Annotated in this window: 17 protein-coding genes and 1 tRNA gene; 2 read left to right on the top strand and 16 right to left on the bottom strand. The window is 60.4% G+C overall.

Going from position 1 to position 17,856, the window contains the following annotated elements; translation table 11 throughout:
• Positions 1-179 precede the first annotated feature (179 nt).
• From ASE94_RS20355 to acs, 5 genes are all read right to left on the bottom strand, one after another.
• Positions 180-1,376: an MFS transporter gene (locus tag ASE94_RS20355; protein ID WP_062631820.1), complete on the bottom strand. Its 1,197-nt coding sequence runs from the start codon at positions 1,374-1,376 to the stop codon at positions 180-182.
• 136 nt (positions 1,377-1,512) lie between these two features.
• Positions 1,513-2,574, bottom strand: coding sequence for a glycosyltransferase family 1 protein (locus tag ASE94_RS20350; protein ID WP_061911127.1), 1,062 nt, complete (start codon positions 2,572-2,574; stop codon positions 1,513-1,515).
• An 89-nt stretch (positions 2,575-2,663) separates the two neighbouring features.
• Complete coding sequence (locus tag ASE94_RS20345; protein ID WP_061911125.1) at positions 2,664-3,464, bottom strand: UDP-2,3-diacylglucosamine diphosphatase; 801 nt, start codon at positions 3,462-3,464, stop codon at positions 2,664-2,666.
• An 85-nt stretch (positions 3,465-3,549) separates the two neighbouring features.
• Positions 3,550-4,632: a glycoside hydrolase family 3 protein gene (locus ASE94_RS20340; protein ID WP_062631819.1), complete on the bottom strand. Its 1,083-nt coding sequence runs from the start codon at positions 4,630-4,632 to the stop codon at positions 3,550-3,552.
• A gap of 227 nt (positions 4,633-4,859) precedes the next feature.
• A complete protein-coding gene (gene acs, locus ASE94_RS20335; RefSeq protein ID WP_062631818.1) occupies positions 4,860-6,803 on the bottom strand; it encodes an acetate--CoA ligase in 1,944 nt (647 codons plus the stop codon).
• Between the two features lie 159 nt (positions 6,804-6,962).
• Here acs and ASE94_RS20330 point away from each other — a divergent pair, with 159 nt between their 5' ends.
• Positions 6,963-7,529 carry a GNAT family protein gene (locus tag ASE94_RS20330; RefSeq protein ID WP_062631817.1) on the top strand — a complete coding sequence of 189 codons (567 nt, stop codon included), beginning with the start codon at positions 6,963-6,965 and terminating at the stop codon, positions 7,527-7,529.
• A gap of 145 nt (positions 7,530-7,674) precedes the next feature.
• On the opposite strand, the gene ASE94_RS20325 is transcribed toward ASE94_RS20330, so the two are convergent.
• From ASE94_RS20325 to ASE94_RS20305, 5 genes are all read right to left on the bottom strand, one after another.
• Positions 7,675-8,997: a polysaccharide biosynthesis C-terminal domain-containing protein gene (locus ASE94_RS20325; RefSeq protein WP_062631816.1), complete on the bottom strand. Its 1,323-nt coding sequence runs from the start codon at positions 8,995-8,997 to the stop codon at positions 7,675-7,677.
• On the bottom strand, positions 8,994-10,163 hold the full coding sequence (locus ASE94_RS20320; RefSeq protein WP_062631815.1) for a GNAT family N-acetyltransferase: 1,170 nt from the start codon (positions 10,161-10,163) through the stop codon (positions 8,994-8,996). The genes ASE94_RS20325 and ASE94_RS20320 overlap by 4 nt, the downstream gene beginning before the upstream one ends.
• A gap of 123 nt (positions 10,164-10,286) precedes the next feature.
• Entirely contained in the window at positions 10,287-10,985 is a 699-nt protein-coding gene (locus ASE94_RS20315) for a TerC family protein (RefSeq protein WP_061911113.1), read from the bottom strand.
• Positions 10,986-11,205: 220 nt separating this feature from the next.
• Positions 11,206-11,281, bottom strand: a tRNA-Lys gene (locus ASE94_RS20310).
• A 201-nt stretch (positions 11,282-11,482) separates the two neighbouring features.
• Entirely contained in the window at positions 11,483-11,680 is a 198-nt protein-coding gene (locus ASE94_RS20305) for a hypothetical protein (protein WP_156352242.1), read from the bottom strand.
• Positions 11,681-11,965: 285 nt separating this feature from the next.
• Here ASE94_RS20305 and ASE94_RS20300 point away from each other — a divergent pair, with 285 nt between their 5' ends.
• Complete coding sequence (locus ASE94_RS20300) at positions 11,966-13,078, top strand: pyridoxal phosphate-dependent aminotransferase (RefSeq protein ID WP_062631813.1); 1,113 nt, start codon at positions 11,966-11,968, stop codon at positions 13,076-13,078.
• Here the strand turns inward: ASE94_RS20300 and ASE94_RS20295 are convergent.
• The 6 genes from ASE94_RS20295 to ASE94_RS20275 form a co-directional block, all read right to left on the bottom strand.
• The gene (locus tag ASE94_RS20295) at positions 13,063-14,010 is read right to left on the bottom strand and encodes an endonuclease/exonuclease/phosphatase family protein (RefSeq protein WP_156352241.1); all 948 of its coding nucleotides are present in this window, start codon (positions 14,008-14,010) and stop codon (positions 13,063-13,065) included. The two genes, ASE94_RS20300 and ASE94_RS20295, sit on opposite strands and share 16 nt — an antisense overlap.
• A 27-nt stretch (positions 14,011-14,037) precedes the next feature.
• On the bottom strand, positions 14,038-14,487 hold the full coding sequence (locus ASE94_RS20290; RefSeq protein WP_162236123.1) for a GNAT family N-acetyltransferase: 450 nt from the start codon (positions 14,485-14,487) through the stop codon (positions 14,038-14,040).
• Positions 14,488-14,557: 70 nt separating this feature from the next.
• Complete coding sequence (locus ASE94_RS20285; RefSeq protein ID WP_062631810.1) at positions 14,558-16,117, bottom strand: 2-isopropylmalate synthase; 1,560 nt, start codon at positions 16,115-16,117, stop codon at positions 14,558-14,560.
• A 116-nt stretch (positions 16,118-16,233) separates the two neighbouring features.
• Entirely contained in the window at positions 16,234-16,359 is a 126-nt protein-coding gene (locus tag ASE94_RS21610) for a hypothetical protein (RefSeq protein WP_274532533.1), read from the bottom strand.
• Positions 16,360-16,462: 103 nt separating this feature from the next.
• Positions 16,463-17,347 (bottom strand): PhzF family phenazine biosynthesis protein, encoded by an 885-nt coding sequence (locus tag ASE94_RS20280; RefSeq protein ID WP_062631809.1) that lies wholly within the window; start codon positions 17,345-17,347, stop codon positions 16,463-16,465.
• A 1-nt stretch (position 17,348) separates the two neighbouring features.
• The gene (locus ASE94_RS20275; protein ID WP_061911099.1) at positions 17,349-17,843 is read right to left on the bottom strand and encodes a heme-degrading domain-containing protein; all 495 of its coding nucleotides are present in this window, start codon (positions 17,841-17,843) and stop codon (positions 17,349-17,351) included.
• Positions 17,844-17,856: the final 13 nt, after the last annotated feature.

Genomic DNA, 17,856 nt, shown 5'->3' with positions numbered 1-17,856 from the left:
ACCAAGGGCCAATCGATCGCCCTCCCGGAACCAATCTCGCACACTTTCAACAGACAAGGGCCAATGCGGGAGCCACAGACAAATCTGCGCGGACTGGAGACCCTCGGGTCAAGCCCGAGGGAACACCGAGAATGTGATGAGCGCGTCTAGAGAAGCGGGCTACGGGCTAGCGGCGGCCCCTACCGCACCGCATCCTTCGGCGGCCGCAGCTTTAGCGACAGCAACACACACCCAATCGCGATCGAGCATGTCACCGTCGACGAATAAAACGCGGCGGACCCAAAAAACTCCACCAGCCAGCCAAAGCAAATCAGCATGACCATGGCCGCGCCCTGGTTGAGCATATTGGCAAAGCCCTGCGCTTCGGCAGCATTGCTCTCATGCGTCCAGTTGGCGATGAAGTGCACAACGCCGAAATAACCCATGCCGAAGCTGAAGGCGTGGAGCAACTGCACGGCGAACAACACTTCCACAGGCGGCGAAAACGCCAGGACAGTGAAGCGCAACAGCCCGGCGATGGCAGCTGCCAGGATCATATTGCGCGCCGTCACCCGTCCGCCAAACCGGCGCCAGGCAAACATCAGCACCGCTTCCCCGATCGCTGCACTCCCGAGCAATGGCCCAAGGAAATAGTCAGGAATACCCTGCTGGTGCCAGAGCAGCGCTCCAAAGCTGCCGATCACCGCATTGCTCGAGTTGACGAGCGCGAAGGCAATCAGCGGCAGCACGAACCAGAGCTTGAGCGAATCTTTGAGACGCGCCGTCTGCGGCAATGCCTGCGTTACGCCAGCCAGTGTCGGTTCGGCCGCTGGTGCCCTGAACCGCGGCAGCAGAAAGCCGAGCGCGGCTCGGAGCACTGTCATCAGAATATAGAGCGTGATGAACGCACTTGGCCCCAGAAGCGTCAGCAGGATGCCAATGCCCGACGCCCCAAGCACATAACCGACCGTCGCCCAGGCTCGCACCGCCCCGAAGTCCGTACCGTTCCGCTGAGTCATGCGCACCGTTGCGGCATCGATGATCGGTGCGACGAGGCCGTTCGACATGCCGGTCAGCGCCCAGATCAGCAGAATTCCCCAGAATTCAGTGGTGAAATAAAGCGCGAACGGCACGATCGTCGCGACCAGCGAAATCGCGATGATCGCCGTGCGCCAGTCATCGGCCCTGTCGGCGATACGCCCGATGACCATGTTGAGGACCAGCAGCCCCAGCATCGGCAGGGCATTGATCAGCCCGATCTGGTCGGCGGGAATCCCGTGCTGGCTCAGCCAGATGCCAAGATAAACCGAAGCGACCGCACCCGGCAGGTAGACGGTGAATTGATAAAGGGATGCGCGCGCCTCGGGCGTATCGAGGCGGGATAATGCGGGGGGCATGGAAAAAACTCCGGACGCAAATCATGCGTCCGATCCCCTTGGTGCATCGCAGCGAACGACAATGCAAGACCGAATATGCCGGAAAAATAACGTTGCAGCCGCGATGTGACAAAGGTGTAACGTAAGTTACGCCTGCTTAAACTGCCGCCGCCATTTCCGCCACACGGCTCGTCGCCGGCACTAAGCCGTCCAGAAACTGCCGCGCGCTAGCGGCCCAGGTGAAATTCTCCGCGTGCGCGCTAGCATCCGACATTGTCAGCATGAGCGCACGCCGAACCGCCACAGCAAGATCCTGATGCACGACGCCCGCTCGGCCGTCGGTCAGAATGTCCTTCGGCCCGGTCACCGGATAAGCTGCCACCGGTGTCCCGCAGGCGAGAGCCTCGGTAATGACATTGCCAAACGTGTCCGTCCGGCTCGGAAAAACCAGCACATCCGCGCCGCGATAGGCATCGACCAAGTCCTCGCCGTGTCGATAGCCGCAAAACACCGCCTCAGGGTAAAGCTTTTCGAGCCTCGTCCGATCGGGCCCATCACCTACGACGATCTTGGTCCCCGGCACATCAAGGCTGAGGAAAGCCTCGATATTCTTCTCCGCCGCCACGCGCCCAACATGCAGCAGTTTTGGCCCCTGCAAATGCGCAAAGACGTCCGACCGTCCCGGTTTGAACCGCTCCATATCGACCCCCCGGCCCCAAAGCCGCAGATGCGAAAATCCGCGGTTCAAGAGATCATCCCGCAGCGATGGCGTCGGCACCAGCGTATTGGCGGCCGGATCGTGGAACCAGCGTAGATAGCCATAGCCCCAGTCCTGCGGCACAGGCAGCCGCGCCGAGAGATATTCGGGAAAGCGCGTGTGAAAGCTCGTCGAGAACGCCTTGCCGCGCTCTAGACAATAACGTCGCGCCAACAGCCCCAGCGGGCCTTCCGTCGCAATATGAATGTGATGCGCGCGGGCATGCGCCAGCCGATGAAACACGGCCCGGCGGGAGGCCAGCGACAGCCGGATTTCCGGATAGGTCGGCACCGGGACGGTCCAGAATTCTTCCGGCGTCAGATAGTCGACGCTGTGGCCCCATTCGCGCAGCACCTTGCCGGTGCTTTCGAGCGTCCGAACCACGCCATTGATCTGGGGACGCCAGGCATCGGTGACGATGACGATACGGCGGGATGAGGCAGGCGAAACGGTCTTGGCCATGGCGGCACCGCGGGGCTGATGTAACCGTCTTCAGCCTGCTCTGCCTGGATTGCGCTGCGATGACCCTATTGCGACGGGCGCGCGACAGCCTATTCGCCTAGAGACTTTCGCACTTTTGCACGCCGCGGCTCGCCGACGATCATTTCGGTCCATTTGATCATCTCGAACTGCCCATCGTGATTCTCCACCACAGCCGTGCAGCTTTCCACCCAGTCGCCGGTATTGATATAATGGATGCCAAGCCGATCATGCATATCGGCAAAGTGGATGTGGCCGCAGATCACGCCATGGACACCCGATTCCTTGGCCTCATGAACCAGCGCTTCCTCGAAACGCCCGATGACGGAAACAGCGTTTTTCACCTTCTGCTTCGCCCAGGCGCTCAGCGACCAATATTGCAGCCCAAGCCGGCGCCGCACCCAGTTGATCAGAATATTGACCCGTAGCGCGAAGTTGTAGGCCCAGTCGCCGACATGGGCGAGCCACTTGGCATTCATCACGACCACATCGAACTGATCGCCATGGATGACGAGATAGGTCCGTCCCGTCGCGGAGGTGTGCACGGTGCGATCGACGAGCTCGATCTCGCCGAAATAGGTTCCGAGGTATTCGCGCAAAAACTCGTCGTGATTGCCAGGCAGATAGACGACGCGCGTCCCCGTCGTGGCCTTATCGAGCAGAATCTGCGTCAGCACATTATAGTCTTCAGGCCAGTGCCAGGCCTTGGCCAGTCGCCAGCCGTCCAAAATATCGCCGACGAGATAAATGGTCTCGGCGTCGTGAAGGCGCAGGAATTCGATGAGTTGCCGCACACGGGTTGGCTTCATGCCCAAGTGCACGTCGGACAGGAACAACGCCCGGACGTGCCGGACCTCGCGATCATCCGTCATTGCTCTTTGGCCTCCAATCAGGCGCTCACCTTAGCGTTGCGGGCCTTCGGAGGAAACGGGCTTCATGAGAAAGAGGTGGAAAGGCTTAACCTAAGCGCCGCTTGAGCGCGACGATGCGCTCATAGCTCTCCTCGATCCGCGCCTTGAACACAGGATCGGCCTCGGCGTGCTCGACGAGAATGTCGAGAATTTCCTTGCCCAAGGTCGGCCGCTGATAGCCGGTATTGGAAAAGAGCAGGATATCCATGCCCGCCGATACGGCCTGGACCACAGTTTCTTCGAGCGTGAAATGATCGCGGATGGCGCCCATTTCGAGATCGTCGCTGATCACGACGCCCTTATAGCCAAGATCGGTGCGCAAAACCCCGTCGATCCAACGCTTTGAGAGCGATGACGGCGTCTGCTCAGCGCCCTCTGCATAGTCCGAATGGAACAGGTGCCCGACCATGACCATGTCCAGCACGCCCTCGCCGATCAACGCCTTATAGGGCTCGAGTTCGGTCTCCGACCAAGTCTTCGAAATATCCGTAAAACCCTCGTGGCTGTCAGTCGTCGAAGACCCATGCCCCGGGAAATGCTTCAGCGCCGTCGCCAGCCCCGCTGCATGATGCCCCTCGATGAAGGCACGATCATAGGCGGTCACGATTTCCGGATCGGCGCTAAACGCCCGGCCAAACTTCGCAATGACAGGATTGTCCGGATTGACGTTGAGATCGGCAACCGGCCCGAAATTGACGGTGAAACCAAGCGCAGCAACGCTCTTGGCCATGGTCTCATAGATGCCCTCGGCCTGCTCCGGGGTGTTCTCGGCGGCAATCGTCGACGCCCGCGCGATCTCCTTGAAACCGACATCCTCCGTCAACCGCTCGACCGCGCCCCCTTCCTGATCGAGCGTGACAAACGGCGGCAGGTCCGGTGACGCCGCACGAAACTGCGCATTCATATCCCGGACTTGCCCGACCGACTTCACGTTCTTCTTGAGATACATGACGCCGCCGAGTTGACCGCTTTTCAGCTCGTTGGCAATCGCCTTGACGCTGGCATCGCTCGCACTATCGCCATCGAACCCGATCACGATCATCTGCCCCGCCATGTCCTCAAGCGTCGCGGCATGGATCGGCGCAGCCAAGGCAAGGCTGGTAAAGGCAGCAAGAAATAGCGGGCGCAAGCGACGCCTCCGGAGTGCGAATCTAGTGGCCGACACTGGCCATGGAAAGCGGGCGAGACAATGACTGTGGTTATGGACGGGTGTCACCCCCTCCCAGCCTCCCCCATCAAGGGGGAGGTGCAGGCTGGTGGATTTGACTGTATGGCGCCACAAACTCGATGTGACACCTCCCCCTAGATGGGGGAGGTTGGGAGGGGGTGACCGGCAATCACCACCCCCGTGACGAATTACCGATTTTGCCGATTGCTAATCAGATCATCCACGACAGCCGGATCAGCCAATGTCGACGTATCCCCCAAGGATCCGAAATCATTCTCGGCCACCTTGCGCAAAATCCGTCGCATGATCTTGCCCGAACGGGTCTTGGGCAAGCCTGGTGCCCACTGAATCAAGTCCGGCGTCGCGATCGGCCCGATTTCCTTGCGTACCCAGTTCCTGAGTTCGCTGCGCAGCTCGTCCGAACTCTGCTCGCCCGCCATCAGCGTCACATAACAGTAGATGCCCTGCCCCTTGATGTCGTGCGGATAGCCCACCACGGCCGCCTCGGACACCTTTGGGTGCGCCACGAGCGCACTTTCGACCTCGGCCGTCCCGAGCCGGTGCCCAGACACATTGAGCACGTCGTCGACACGCCCCGTGATCCAATAATAGCCATCGCTATCCCGCCGGCAGCCGTCACCGGTGAAATAATAGCCCTTATACTGGCTGAAATAGGTGTCGACGAACCGCTGATGATCGCCATAGACGCTGCGCATCTGCCCCGGCCAGCTATCGGCAATCGCCAGCACGCCCTCGGCCTTGGTCTGGCTTTGCACCACGCCCTCGGGCGAGAGCACCACCGGTTTGACGCCAAAGAAGGGCTTCGTCGCCGAGCCCGGCTTGGTCGGAAACGCGCCGGGGAATGGCGCGATCATGTGCCCGCCGGTCTCGGTCTGCCACCAGCAATCGACGATGCCGCAGCGCTCCTTGCCGACATGCTTATAATACCACATCCAGGCTTCCGGGTTGATCGGCTCGCCCACCGAGCCCAGCAATCGCAGGCTCGGCATGTCGTATTTGTCGGCAAAGTCATGCCCCGCGCCCATCAGCGCGCGGATCGCCGTCGGCGCCGTGTGGAACACGTTCACCTTGTGCTTTTCGACCACCTGCCAGAAGCGGCTGGCGTCCGGATAGCTCGGCACGCCTTCGAACATCAGTGTCGTCGCGCCGTTCGCCAGCGGCCCATAGACGATATAGGTGTGCCCGGTGATCCAGCCCACGTCAGCCGTGCACCAGAAAACCTCGCCATCGCGATAATCGAAGGTCAGCTGATGCGTCAGCGACCCATAGACGAGATAGCCGCCCGTCGTGTGCAGCACGCCCTTGGGCTTGCCGGTCGAGCCGGAGGTATAGAGGATGAAAAGCGGATCTTCCGCGTTCATCGGCTCCGGCGGACAATCGGCGCTCACCTTGGCCGCCTCGTCGTCATACCAGACGTCCCGGCCCGCCTCCATGGCGACGGTATTGCCGGTCACCTTGGTGACGATCACCCGCTCGACGCCGCCGACCTTGGCCAGCGCCGCGTCGACATTCTTCTTGAGTGCGATGGTCTTGCCGCCGCGGCGACCTTCGTCGGCTGTCAGAATGATCCTCGAGCCGCAATCCTCGACGCGCCCGGCAATGGAATCGGGCGAGAAACCGCCAAAGATCACCGAATGCACCGCGCCGATGCGCGTGCAAGCGAGCATGGCAACAGCCGTATCGATCACCATCGGCATATATATGGTGACTCGATCGCCTTTCTTGACGCCATTCGCCTTCAGGACATTGGCATAGCGGCAGACGCGCTCATGCAGTTCGCGAAAGGTCGCCTTGCCATCCGTGCCCGGCGTATCGCCTTCCCAGATGATCGCCGTTTGATCGCCACGCTTTTCGAGGTGTCGGTCGAGGCAGTTGTAGGAGACATTGAGCACCCCGTCCTCGAACCATTTGATCGAGATATCGGGATAGGCAAAGCTCGTGTTCTTGATGGTCTTAGGGAAATTCACCCAATCGAGGCGCTTTGCCTGCTCGGCCCAGAAACCATCGGGATCGTCGATCGAGCGCCGATATTGCGCTTCGTAATCGGCTTCCGTGGTCCTGGTATGCGCGAGTGCAGCCGCATTGGGCTGGAACAAGAGCTCTTCGCTCATTGTCGTCCTCCTAGTCTCTCCCGCTATCCGTTCTAGAGAGCCCGGCAACCGCCCGCAACCCCTTGACCATTCGAGGCAAAGCTGAGTGCAAACGCCACGGTCCATTAACGGCCCTCGGCTATTCTAGCCTCTCGCAGATATGCGCAAGGGAAGAGATCAATGGTAGAAATGACCATCCGGGCCGCCGAGCCCAAAGATATCGACCTCATTCACGCCGAACTCGAAGACGTCATCGCGACGTCCCCGTTCTATAATGACCGCTTCAAGGCCTATGAAACGGCGCGGCTCAACAAGACCTATCTGCAAAATCTCCTCGCCATCGATCCCTGGCACATCATGATCATGTGCGCCGATGGCGTCCCCGGCGGCGCCATGGTTTCGGGCCCCGAATTCGGCGCCGTCTTCCGCTATTGGAGCTGGGTTTTCCCGTCCCATCGCCAAACCAAGCTCGGCATGTTCGGCATGCGCGCCTTCGACGAACACTGGAACGAAAACCGCTTCCATAAGGCCTACACCTTCGTACGCCCGGAAAACGAAGTCGCCCGCATGCTCCTGAAGCGCTACGGCTATCGCGAAACGGCGCTCCTCGAGCAGCACATTTTCGGCCAGGACTATCTGATGATCGAAAAGTTCTACATCAAGGTCGGCGACGACTACGACAACGGCGTCAACATCGGTCGTTTGGGTCGGTTGAAGAATAGCATCAAGGGTTTGGTCGGGGTCTAAAACCTTGCGATCACCACAAGATTTCACCCCGGCGCACGCCGGGGCCCATCCCTGAACCTATCAAAATTGCTCGCAAGCAGTGGCGTGAACATCATCCCAAGATGGATCCCGGCCTTCGCCGGGATGACACCGAGTGCTTGGCCGCCTACTCCGCCGCCACCACAACCCGCCGGCTCCTGAACCACTGCAAGATGGACACATCCACCCGCGCAGTGTGCAGCGCGGTCATCCACAGTGCCATCGACCAGATGGTGATCGAGAGGATCGCCGCCAGCGACGCCCCGACTAGCCCCATGGCCGGCACCAGCACGAGATTGCTGACAAACAGCGAAAAAATCCCCAGCGCAATCGCTGGAAGGCTTGCCCAGGGCCGATCATGGATCGAGAGCACGATCGAGGCTGGCCCCAAAACCGATCGCACCACCAGCGACAGGCAGAGGATGGCGAGGGGCGCCGCGCCTGCGGCAAAGTCGGGCCCAAACAGCATCAGCGCAAAAGGCGCGCCGACGACGGCCCCACCAAACAACAGCAGCGCGACGCCGCTCGCCACGGCATTGGCCTCGCCCACCTTGCGGTTGAATTCGCTGCGGTCCGCCTTGGCCTCGCTCTCGAACATGTCCGGCATGGTCACGGCATAAACCGCTGCCACGCCAAAGGACACGAGCGAGAAGATGCGCGTGCAGACGCCGAAGATTGCCAGCTCTTCCTTGCTCAGCAAATGGCTCAGCAACAGAAGATCGATGTCGAAGAAAAAATCGGTCGCAAGACTGATGATCACCCATGGCAGTGCAAAGCGCCACCAACGCTTGCTGTCCACCGGTGCCGGGTCCGCACTCAGCGGCACTTGCGGCAGGCTCTTGATCACAAGACCAAACTGCACCAGCGACACGACGATATAGGCGAGCCCAAAGCACCAGAGCATCTGCGTAAAGCCAGCCTCCGGCAAGCCCACACCCAGCGCAAAGAGGAAGGAGGCCAGCACGATCATCGGCCGCAGCAGCGCATCGGCGAAGAAGCCGGCAAAGGGGCGCTTGAGCCCCACCAGCATGGCGCTGTTGACATAAACGATCGCAGTGCCCAGCGTCAGCAGCGCAAAGGGCACGAAATGCAGCGCCAGCGTACCCTGGCCCTGCCCGATCAGGTCGAGCAGCATCGGCCCGGCTATGATCAGTCCGACGAAGGTGAGCAGCACATGGCCATAGGCCCGCGCCAGGAAAGCTAGCAATTGCTGCCGGCTGCCGCGCGCCCGATATTCGGCCGCGAAATAGGTACCCACCGTATGGAAGCCGAGCGGCATCACCACGGCGACAAGATTGACGCTCGCCACCGTCAGCAAAAACTCGCCGAGCAGTTGCGCGCCCCAAAGCCGAGCGATGAGTGCCTGTGTGGCGAAGATGAAACCGGCGCCAAAGATTCGGGCCGCAAAGATAACCGACGACTGCGACGCTAGTCTCCGGGCAAGGCTCATTTCAGATACTCGTCCCAGATATGTGGCGTCTGGTCCGGCTTGGCCTTGCTGCTCCGCAAGCCATCGATATGCCGGCGCGTGTGCTGATAAAGATCGCGCAACGTAAACGCCGCCGTGCCGATCAGCTTCGCCCAAGGCGAGGTGGCATAGTTCAGGACGGGCGGCACGGGCCGAATCACCCCGGCATCGCCCACCATGCCCGTCTTGAACTGGTGCAACCCCTGGAAACCGTCGGTCCCGCCGAGGTCATACCACTGGCCCCGCGTATTATCGCGCAGCCAGCGGATCACGTGCCAATGGAGGAAGTAACCGGCGCGAAGCGGCAGCGCCTTGTCATTGGTCGCGCCATAAAGATAAACCGCGCGCTCGCCCGCCTTGAAGACCAGCGCCCCGGCCACCGTCTCGTCGCCTTGCCGCACGAAGAACAGTTCGGGCCGGAGCGGCTCGTCGAGCGCCATCAGCGCATTGAGCGTTTCGTAAGCCGAATGATCGGGAAATTGCTTGCGTTCCGTCATCGCCGCATAAAGCGTCTTGAACGCTTCGATCTCGCCCGGCTCAGCGCGCCAGAACTCAAGACCAGCCTTGTCCGCCTTATTAAGCTGCCGCCGCCAGGTCTGGCTAAAGCTCTTTCGCAGATCGGCATCGGGAAGCTGGAGCTTGACCATATAGCGATTGGGAAACAGCAGCGTCGAGCCGCGCGCAAAGCCGAGCTGGCGCAGTGCCACATAGCCCGCATTGATCTCCTCAGGCGCGGCATGCAGCAACACCGAGAGCATCATGTTCCGGGTTTCGGCATAGTCCTTGACGAGGCATTCAGTCATCGCGACGCGTAAGGCGTCGGCATCCGCAACCTTACGCGAGGCCAGCATCGGCGCCCACTTGACCACAGCCATCTTGCCCAAGCCGAGCGGCAGCGGCTGGATCATCACCAGCGCCCCACCAACCACAGTCCCGCCGCGCGAAAAGATCAGCGGCTCCTGGCTCACGCCCGGCCAGCGGGTCGAGGCAAACGCATGCATCTGCTCTTGGCAGACCTCGTCAAAACTGCCGATGATCGCGTCCCAGTCTGCGCCTGCAACCTGCTTGCTGGCCAAGACGATGCCGGATGCTCCAACGGTGGAAGCAGCCCGGCTCTGGTCATACGAATCTTCGGCGATGACGGACATAAAAATCCCCGCAACTTGATGTTTGCGGGGAAAGCTAGTGCCTCTAGATGAGCAAATCCCTATTGAGCTCTCGCAAATGCCCCGGATTTGGGGGCGTGGTTAGCGAAAGCTCAAATCATTGGATCAATGTGCAGCTGCTGCGCCCACTGCATGCGGCGTATAGAGCAGCGGGATTTCGGGGATGGTGACGAAAGCACCGGCACCTTCGAGCGTCATGCGCACCGCCACGAACAGGATGATCGCGAGGCCGACCCAGGCGATCCAGCGGAAGCGATGCAGCAGCCGCGCGATGAAGGTCGCAGCGACGCCCATCATGACGACGGAGAGCGCGAGACCAAAAATCAGCGCCTCGGTGTGATGCTGCGCCGCGCCAGCCACGGCCAGCACGTTGTCGAGCGACATCGATACGTCGGCGATGATGATCTGGGTGACGGCCTGACGCAGCGTCTTGCGCGGCGCTTTGCCGGCAACGGTACCATCGGCATTGAGATCATTGCCGGCGAGCGCTTCGGTCGCCTCGCCTTCTTCCTCGTGACTGACGCTGAGCTCGCGATACATCTTCCAGCAGACCCAAAGCAGCAGGATGCCGCCGGCAATCAGCAAGCCGCCGCCCAGCGCGAGGAGCTGCGAGGTGATGAGCGCGAAGATAATGCGGAGCACGGTCGCTGCAGCAATACCGACCAGGATGGCTTTGCGGCGCAGATCGGCCGGAAGGCCCGCCGCGGCGAGACCGATGACCACGGCATTGTCACCTGCTAGCACGAGGTCGATCATGATGACCTGGAGCAGCGAGGTGAAGAAACTCGGATCGATTCCGAACATGAGGGGATGACTTTCAGTGAGCAATTCTTGCTGCGGCTATACGACGCGCCGCCGCGGGAGAAAAGCGCATCCCACGCAGATTAGCCTATTTAACTAGAAACGGGCTCAAAGTTACCGGAATGGTAGCAGAAACCACCCGAACTGCCACGCCCGGGGAGAAGCGGCACATCTCTCGTGCCGCCCTGTCATTTGATCGCCATGTCAGGGGCTTAGAAGACTTTGGTGGGCGCACAAGGGCTCGAACCTTGGACCCGCTGATTAAGAGTCAGCTGCTCTACCATCTGAGCTATGCGCCCGTCTTTGAAGACCGGCACCAAAGTGGCGCCTATGTAACAAGGGTCTTTTGGGCTGTCTATAGCCAAGTGCCCGAACCTGTGGATAAAATTTTGGGACCCTTCTGGGTCCCGCCAACATTTCTGGCATTTTCTCCTGCGGCACGCTTTGGCGCCGCTGAAGTTCCCCGTTCCGAACCGTCCTATCGGCGGGGATAAGGCCTTTTACCGCCGCGCCTGACGATAAGCGTCCAGTTCAAAAACGTTATCGGTCTGGCTCGTCTCCTCCGGTCGGAAATCATCCATCAGGCTGATCGTACGCTCGATGATATGACGCAATTGACGTGATCGCTGGTCGGCGCCTTGCAGTATGATCGCTGCTCGTTGCAGGTGATCACGTGCAAGCAAGTAAGTTGGGTTCACGTTTTGCTCCTTTATACCCGGCATATGGGTAACCCGCCGTCCACACGGCGCGTTGCAGAAGGTGGACCCGTATAGTTGTCGCTAACTTTCTGATTGCGCTCGCTTTTAATTCAAATGCCAGCGATCGGCCTGCGCCCATCGAATCTCCCCGCAGCAAGTGGGTCCGCGATTTATGAACAGGAAAACCGCCTGTTGAGAACCGACTCGGGGCTGGTCGCGAAAGCCATGTTGCGCCCCATGGAACTGCGCTAGAAATGAACCAACACACGCCTTCGGAGCGCACAATTGGCCCCGCCCAGATTGACCGAAATCGCCGAGAACTTGCCCGAAACCGTACCCTTCGTTGGCCCGGAGGCCATTGAACGGCGCATGGGGATAAAATTCGCCGCTCGAATCGGCGCCAACGAATCGGGTTTCGGCCCAAGCCCCAAGGTTCTCGACGCCATCCGCGATGCCGCAGCGGGGATATGGCAATATCCCGATCCAGAGAATCATGACCTCCGCACTGCCCTGGCCAAATTCCACGACGTAACCGCCGAAGAAGTTGTCATTGGCGAAGGTGTCGATGGCCTGATGGGCCAAATCGTCCGCCTTTTCCTCGCCCCCGGCGAGGTTTTGCTGACCTCGCTCGGCGCCTATCCCACTCTAAACTATCACGTAATTGGCCATGGCGGCCGTTTGGAGTTCGTCCCCTATGCCGGGGCACACGAAGACCTCACCGCCCTTGCCGAGGCTGCCCAGCGCCTAAAACCGCGGATCGTTTATCTCGCCAATCCCGACAACCCGATGGGCTCGTTTTGGCCCGCTGCAGACGTGGAGAGATTTATCGCAGCTATCCCCGAGGATACGCTGATCATGCTCGACGAAGCCTATGGCGAATTGGCTCCAGAAGACGCCCTGCCCGCCATAGACACGAGCAAAAACAACGTCTTGCGCCTCCGCAGCTTCTCGAAGGCCTATGGCCTCGCCGGCATCCGCGTCGGTTACGCTATCGGTCCTAAACCCATCATCGGCGCCTTCAATCGCGTCCGGAATCACTTTGGGGTCAATCGCCTAGCTCTGGCCGCCGCGCTGGCCGCTCTTGACGACCAGGATTATCTTGCGCACGCCAAGGGTCAGATCGCCCACGCACGCGATCGAATCGCTGAAATTGCTAGGGAAAATGGCCTCAATCCCCTGCCCTCAGCCACCAATTTCGTCGCCGTTGATTGCGGCCGCGACGGCGCCTATGCGGCGAAAATCCTCGAAGAACTGGCAAAACTCGGCGTCTTCATCCGCAAGCCCGGCACGCCGGGCCTCGACCACCATATCCGCATCAGCGTCGGTCCAAAGGCGGCGATGGATCTTCTCGCCGAAACCCTGCCAAAGGCTATCGCCGCCGCTCAGAGCGGCGCGTAAAGGCCAATCCGCGCAAAGAGATAGCGATGGTTCGACCCAAAGCTATCCTTGCCGGACGTTGTGTAGATGATCCGCGCATCGCCCTTGGTGAAGATATTGTCAATCGGCACGCCGAACTCGCCAAATTCCACCGGCCAGGTCGAGCGATATGTCGGGGGCGGAATCAGCTCCTGCGCCCGACCGAGAAAAGCTAAGGGGGCCGACCAAGCCGCGGCATTGAAATCACCAGATAACACGATCGGCCCGGTAATCTTCGAGAGCGTATACCGCAGATAACCAAGCTCCTGCAGCGACGCTTCGTCAAAATACGGCTTCGAGAGATGGATGCCGACGACCGTCACCTTCACACCCTCTACCGTCATCGGCGCAATCGCCAGACGCGCGCGGCGAAACGGGGGGATATCTCTTATTTCGCCAATCTCGATCGGGAATCGCGAGAACAGCGAAATATCGCACGTCGCGACCCGATCGCAGCCCAGCCGATAGGGCAACACCGCCTCGATCTCGGGCAGATACTCGACCACCCCCGGCGTCTCCATGATCAGCGCCACGTCAGCGCCTGACGTCGCGATGTAATGCGCCGCCACGTCGGCCGTCTGGTTGGACGCTAACACATTGTAATTTAAATACGAAAACTCAGCCTGCAGCGCCCCGACGGGCACTTCGCGCCGCTTCTGGAACTCCCAGACATAAAAAGCGCCATGCGCAAACGCGCCGCAGAGAAAAACGAAAAACAGCGCCGCCCGCCATTTCGCTCCGAAGATGACCATCAGAACGGTCAATACCAGCCCGAGCGCAACGAGGTGAAACCTTAGAGACTGCAACAGCAATTCGCCCGGAATCCCGGGCGAAATGGAGGTGATGATCAGAATGACGGCAAGCACCCCGCCAAGGGCGAGGACAGCGCCACGAAACTCTGCCCGGCTCCACATGTTGCCCCCTGACGACGTGCCGTAAGGCTAGAGCAGCTTCCTCATCTGGATGCAAGACTCGGCAATGCCAACAAGCTCATCGCGGTCCCACTCGAACCGCTCCCAGCCCGTCTTCTCGTAAAAACCCAGCGCGTCCGCCGCCGCATTGACCAGCAGCGTGTGCACACCAAGCGCCCTGGCCCGCTCGGTCAACAGCTGCTCCATCACGCGCCCATGGCCCGCGCCCTGCGCATCTCGCGTCACTGCAACTAGTCGCACCGCCGCCTTGCCTTCACCAAAGAGATCAAGCCGCACGGTGCCAAGCGCGCGGCCATCTTTCTTCAGCAAATACGGATGGGCAAAATCGGCAAAGTCATCGGGATGCCCGTCATTATAGACCCCGAATCGCCCTTTGGCTTCGAACAATTCCTGCCGTCGAATGGCATGGAAATCGCCCCAGTCCTGCGGGTCGGTCACCGCGACCAGAACGTAGCTCATGGCTCGCCTCCTCGCGTCGTCCACGGCGTTTGGCTGCATCACGCCAAACGGGCGATGCAGCCTCGCTTTTTTAGCCCGCCAAAGCCCCTTGCGCCGCAGCGCCGCGCTCGATCATCACGCGGTTGAGCGCATTGAGATAAGCGCGGGCCGAAGCCACCAGCGTATCCGGTTCTGCCGCGTTGCCCGAGGCGATGCGGCCGTTCATTTCGAGACGCACATGGGCCGACGCCTGCGCGTCGGTGCCGCCGGTCACGCCGTCGATCGCATAGAGCACCAGATTGGGGTCCTGCCCGACCCCTTCCTTGATGGCGTTGAAGATCGCATCCACCGAACCCGTGCCCTCGTAGGTTACCGAGGATTCGACGCCATCGACAGACAGCGTAATAGAGCAACGATGCACGCCGCCGGTCTTGCTGACGACCTCCATGTCGACGAGCTTGATCCGATCGCCAACCGAGCCCACCTCATCATCAACCAGCGCGACGATGTCTGCGTCATAGACATGCTTCTTGCGGTCGGCCAGATCCTTGAAGCGCTGGAAGGCTTCCTGGAAGGCATTGTCACCCAGTTCGTAGCCCAGCTCCTTGAGCTTGTCCTTGAAGGCGGCGCGACCCGAGTGCTTGCCCATCACCAAAGTCGTTTCCTTGATGCCGACGCTGGCGGGCGTCATGATTTCATAGGTTTCGGCATTCTTCAGCATGCCGTCCTGATGGATGCCGCTTTCATGCGCAAAAGCATTCTTGCCCACGATGGCCTTGTTGTACTGCACGGGGAAATTCGCCGCGGCTGACACGACGCGGCTGGCGCGCGCCAGGTGGGTCGTCTCGATATCGGTGAAAAACGGCATGGCATCGCCGCGTGTGCGCAGCGCCATCACTACTTCTTCGAGCGCAGCGTTGCCGGCGCGTTCGCCCAAACCGTTGATCGTGCACTCGATCTGTCGCGCGCCGCCGGCAACGCCTGCCAGCGAATTGGCAACAGCCATCCCGAGGTCATTGTGGCAATGAACCGAGAAAATCGCCTTGTCAGAGTTCGGCACGCTCTCGATGATGGTCTTGAACATCTGGAAATGTTCTTCGGGCACCGCGTAGCCCACCGTGTCGGGCAGATTGATCGTCGTTGCGCCGGCCTTGATGGCGGTATCGACGCATCGCTTCAGGAATTCGAGCGGCGTGCGGGTGGCGTCCATGGCCGACCATTCGACATCTTCAACCAGATTGCGCGCCTGAGCGACGGTCCGCGCGATGATCTCGATCACCTCGTCCTCAGTCTTCTTCATCTGGTGGGCCAGATGGATTGGCGAGGTAGAAACGAAAGTGTGGATGCGGCCCTTCTGAGCGTAGCGCACAGCTTCTGCAGCGCGGTCGATATCGGCTTTGATGGCGCGGGCCAAGCCGGCGACGGTCGCCTTCTTTACCTGCTTCGCCACAGCAACGACGGCTTCGAAGTCGCCATTGGAGGCAATCGGGAAACCGGCTTCGATAATGTCGACGCCCATCTCGTCGAGCGTTTCGGCAACCTGCAGCTTTTCTTCCAGCGTCATCGTCGCGCCGGGCGATTGCTCACCGTCGCGCAGCGTGGTGTCGAAGATGAAGACGCGTTCTTTGTTGCTGTTGGCAGTTGCAGTCATTTCAGGCTCTTTTCCTATCGGCCCCGAGGCAATGGCTCGTCGGACCGGACATTTTTGATGTTCGGTTTGTGGCGATATCCCCTGACGACCCGCTCGCTAATCCGAGCTGCCGGTAATCAGGGGCTGATAAGAAGGAGAAGAAGCGCGGCCGGAAGCAGCAGCATGCCAGCAGCGATCATCAAGGCGCTGTTACGCTCCTGAGTCTGTGCGATGGCAATGGCTTTGGCGCGACGGCGCTGCATGGAGAAACTCTCTATTTCGATCGGAGCATGCGCGAATTTGCTGACCTATGCAAGTGTCGAGAGGCTGATGTCGCCAAATTTCGGCCGCCTCTCGACGAAAGGCTTAGTCGAGGTCGAGCTTCCCTTCGCCGACGATGACCGCATAGCCGCCGATCGCGCCATGTGTCAGCACTTCGGCTTCCTTGCGCAATTGCAGCGTGATGCGGCAAAGCCGGCCCATTTCCTTGCCCTGACGGAGGATATAATCCGCTTGGCCCGTACCGAGATCGGCCTTATCCGCCAAAAGCCCGATCAGCGCCGCGGCCGCCGAACCGGTGCCCGGATCTTCGCCGATATCCATGCCGAACATGCGAGCGGCGATATCGTTCTCGGGCTCCTCTGGCGTCAGCGTAAAGACATAGGCCGAGTTGTGGTCATGCGAAAACACCTCGCCGAACATTGCCTGATTGGGGCGAACCCGCGCCAAGACCGCTGCATTACGGACGGGAATGAGGTGAAATGTGACGCCTGCCGTGTAAACCGCCGGCGTAAAGAGATCGCAGCCGATATCCTCGGGCTCGATCCCCATCGCTTGCGCAATCCCGAGCCGGTTGTCGAGATCAGCCACCTTGACCGGCAGCTTGGGCAACGTGAAGCGCGCCTCGGCCGTCCGCTTGTCCGCCTTTTCGACCAGCGCCGTCACGAGCCCGATCTTCTCTTCCATCCGCACCGCGCTGCGATCGCCCTGCAGACCCAGCACTACCGCCGCGCCAACCGTCGGGTGACCTGCAAAAGGCAGTTCCTGATAGGGCGTAAAAATCCGGACGCAGGCAGCATTGCTCGCGCTCTTCGCCTTGGTCAGAAATACGGTTTCGCTGAGATTGAATTCCCGTGCGATGGCTTGCATCTCTGGGTCGGAGAGCCCGTCCGCCTTCAGAACGACCGCAAGCGCATTGCCCTGCAGCTGGTCGCGGGTGAAAACATCGAGCAGCAAATAGTCGAGTTTCATCTCAAGAGGCCTCAGGCAAAGCGTAATCGGCGCGATCGCGGCCAAGATGGTCGCACAGCGCATCAACCGCCACGGCATGATCCTTCCAACCCGGCAGGCCGGAAATCGTCAGCGACCCGATGATTCCCGCACCCGGCACGCGCAGCGGAAAGCCACCGCCGGCAATGACATAGTCGGCAACGTCGGCGCCGGACTGCGGCGGAAACGGCACCTCGCCACGCTCCAGCACCATGCGATAACTCGCCCGGTGAAAGCGCTTCACCGTATTGATCTTGCGTCGCACCCATTCAGCATTGTCCGAACTCGTGCCCGGCGTGGCCGTGAAAAACAGCTGCCGGTCCCAGGTGCGGATATCGACCACCAGCGACAATCCCTCAGCCACAGCGCGCCTCCGAATGGCCGAGCCGATATCGTAGGCCACGGCTTCGTCGAGCACCGGCAGAACCAGCTCGAGCTCCTGGCGCTTCACCTTGGCGATATGGTCTTCATTGCTCATGCGAGTCAGTCCT

Origin of the sequence: Devosia sp. Leaf64, from assembly GCF_001421945.1 — a bacterium.
Lineage (GTDB): Bacteria > Pseudomonadota > Alphaproteobacteria > Rhizobiales > Devosiaceae > Devosia.
Note: the sequence above shows the minus strand (reverse complement) of the source record. Positions and strands in the feature narration are given on the sequence as shown.

Coding starts and splice junctions, on each gene's coding strand:
- ASE94_RS20355 (WP_062631820.1), bottom strand. CDS start 1,376: ATGCCCCCCGCATTATCCCGCCTCGATACGCCCGAGGCGCGCGCATCC.
- ASE94_RS20350 (WP_061911127.1), bottom strand. CDS start 2,574: ATGGCCAAGACCGTTTCGCCTGCCTCATCCCGCCGTATCGTCATCGTC.
- ASE94_RS20345 (WP_061911125.1), bottom strand. CDS start 3,464: ATGACGGATGATCGCGAGGTCCGGCACGTCCGGGCGTTGTTCCTGTCC.
- acs (WP_062631818.1), bottom strand. CDS start 6,803: ATGAGCGAAGAGCTCTTGTTCCAGCCCAATGCGGCTGCACTCGCGCAT.
- ASE94_RS20330 (WP_062631817.1), top strand. CDS start 6,963: ATGGTAGAAATGACCATCCGGGCCGCCGAGCCCAAAGATATCGACCTC.
- ASE94_RS20325 (WP_062631816.1), bottom strand. CDS start 8,997: ATGAGCCTTGCCCGGAGACTAGCGTCGCAGTCGTCGGTTATCTTTGCG.
- ASE94_RS20320 (WP_062631815.1), bottom strand. CDS start 10,163: ATGTCCGTCATCGCCGAAGATTCGTATGACCAGAGCCGGGCTGCTTCC.
- ASE94_RS20315 (WP_061911113.1), bottom strand. CDS start 10,985: ATGTTCGGAATCGATCCGAGTTTCTTCACCTCGCTGCTCCAGGTCATC.
- ASE94_RS20295 (WP_156352241.1), bottom strand. CDS start 14,010: ATGTGGAGCCGGGCAGAGTTTCGTGGCGCTGTCCTCGCCCTTGGCGGG.
- ASE94_RS20290 (WP_162236123.1), bottom strand. CDS start 14,487: ATGAGCTACGTTCTGGTCGCGGTGACCGACCCGCAGGACTGGGGCGAT.
- ASE94_RS20285 (WP_062631810.1), bottom strand. CDS start 16,117: ATGACTGCAACTGCCAACAGCAACAAAGAACGCGTCTTCATCTTCGAC.
- ASE94_RS21610 (WP_274532533.1), bottom strand. CDS start 16,359: ATGCAGCGCCGTCGCGCCAAAGCCATTGCCATCGCACAGACTCAGGAG.
- ASE94_RS20280 (WP_062631809.1), bottom strand. CDS start 17,347: ATGAAACTCGACTATTTGCTGCTCGATGTTTTCACCCGCGACCAGCTG.
- ASE94_RS20275 (WP_061911099.1), bottom strand. CDS start 17,843: ATGAGCAATGAAGACCATATCGCCAAGGTGAAGCGCCAGGAGCTCGAG.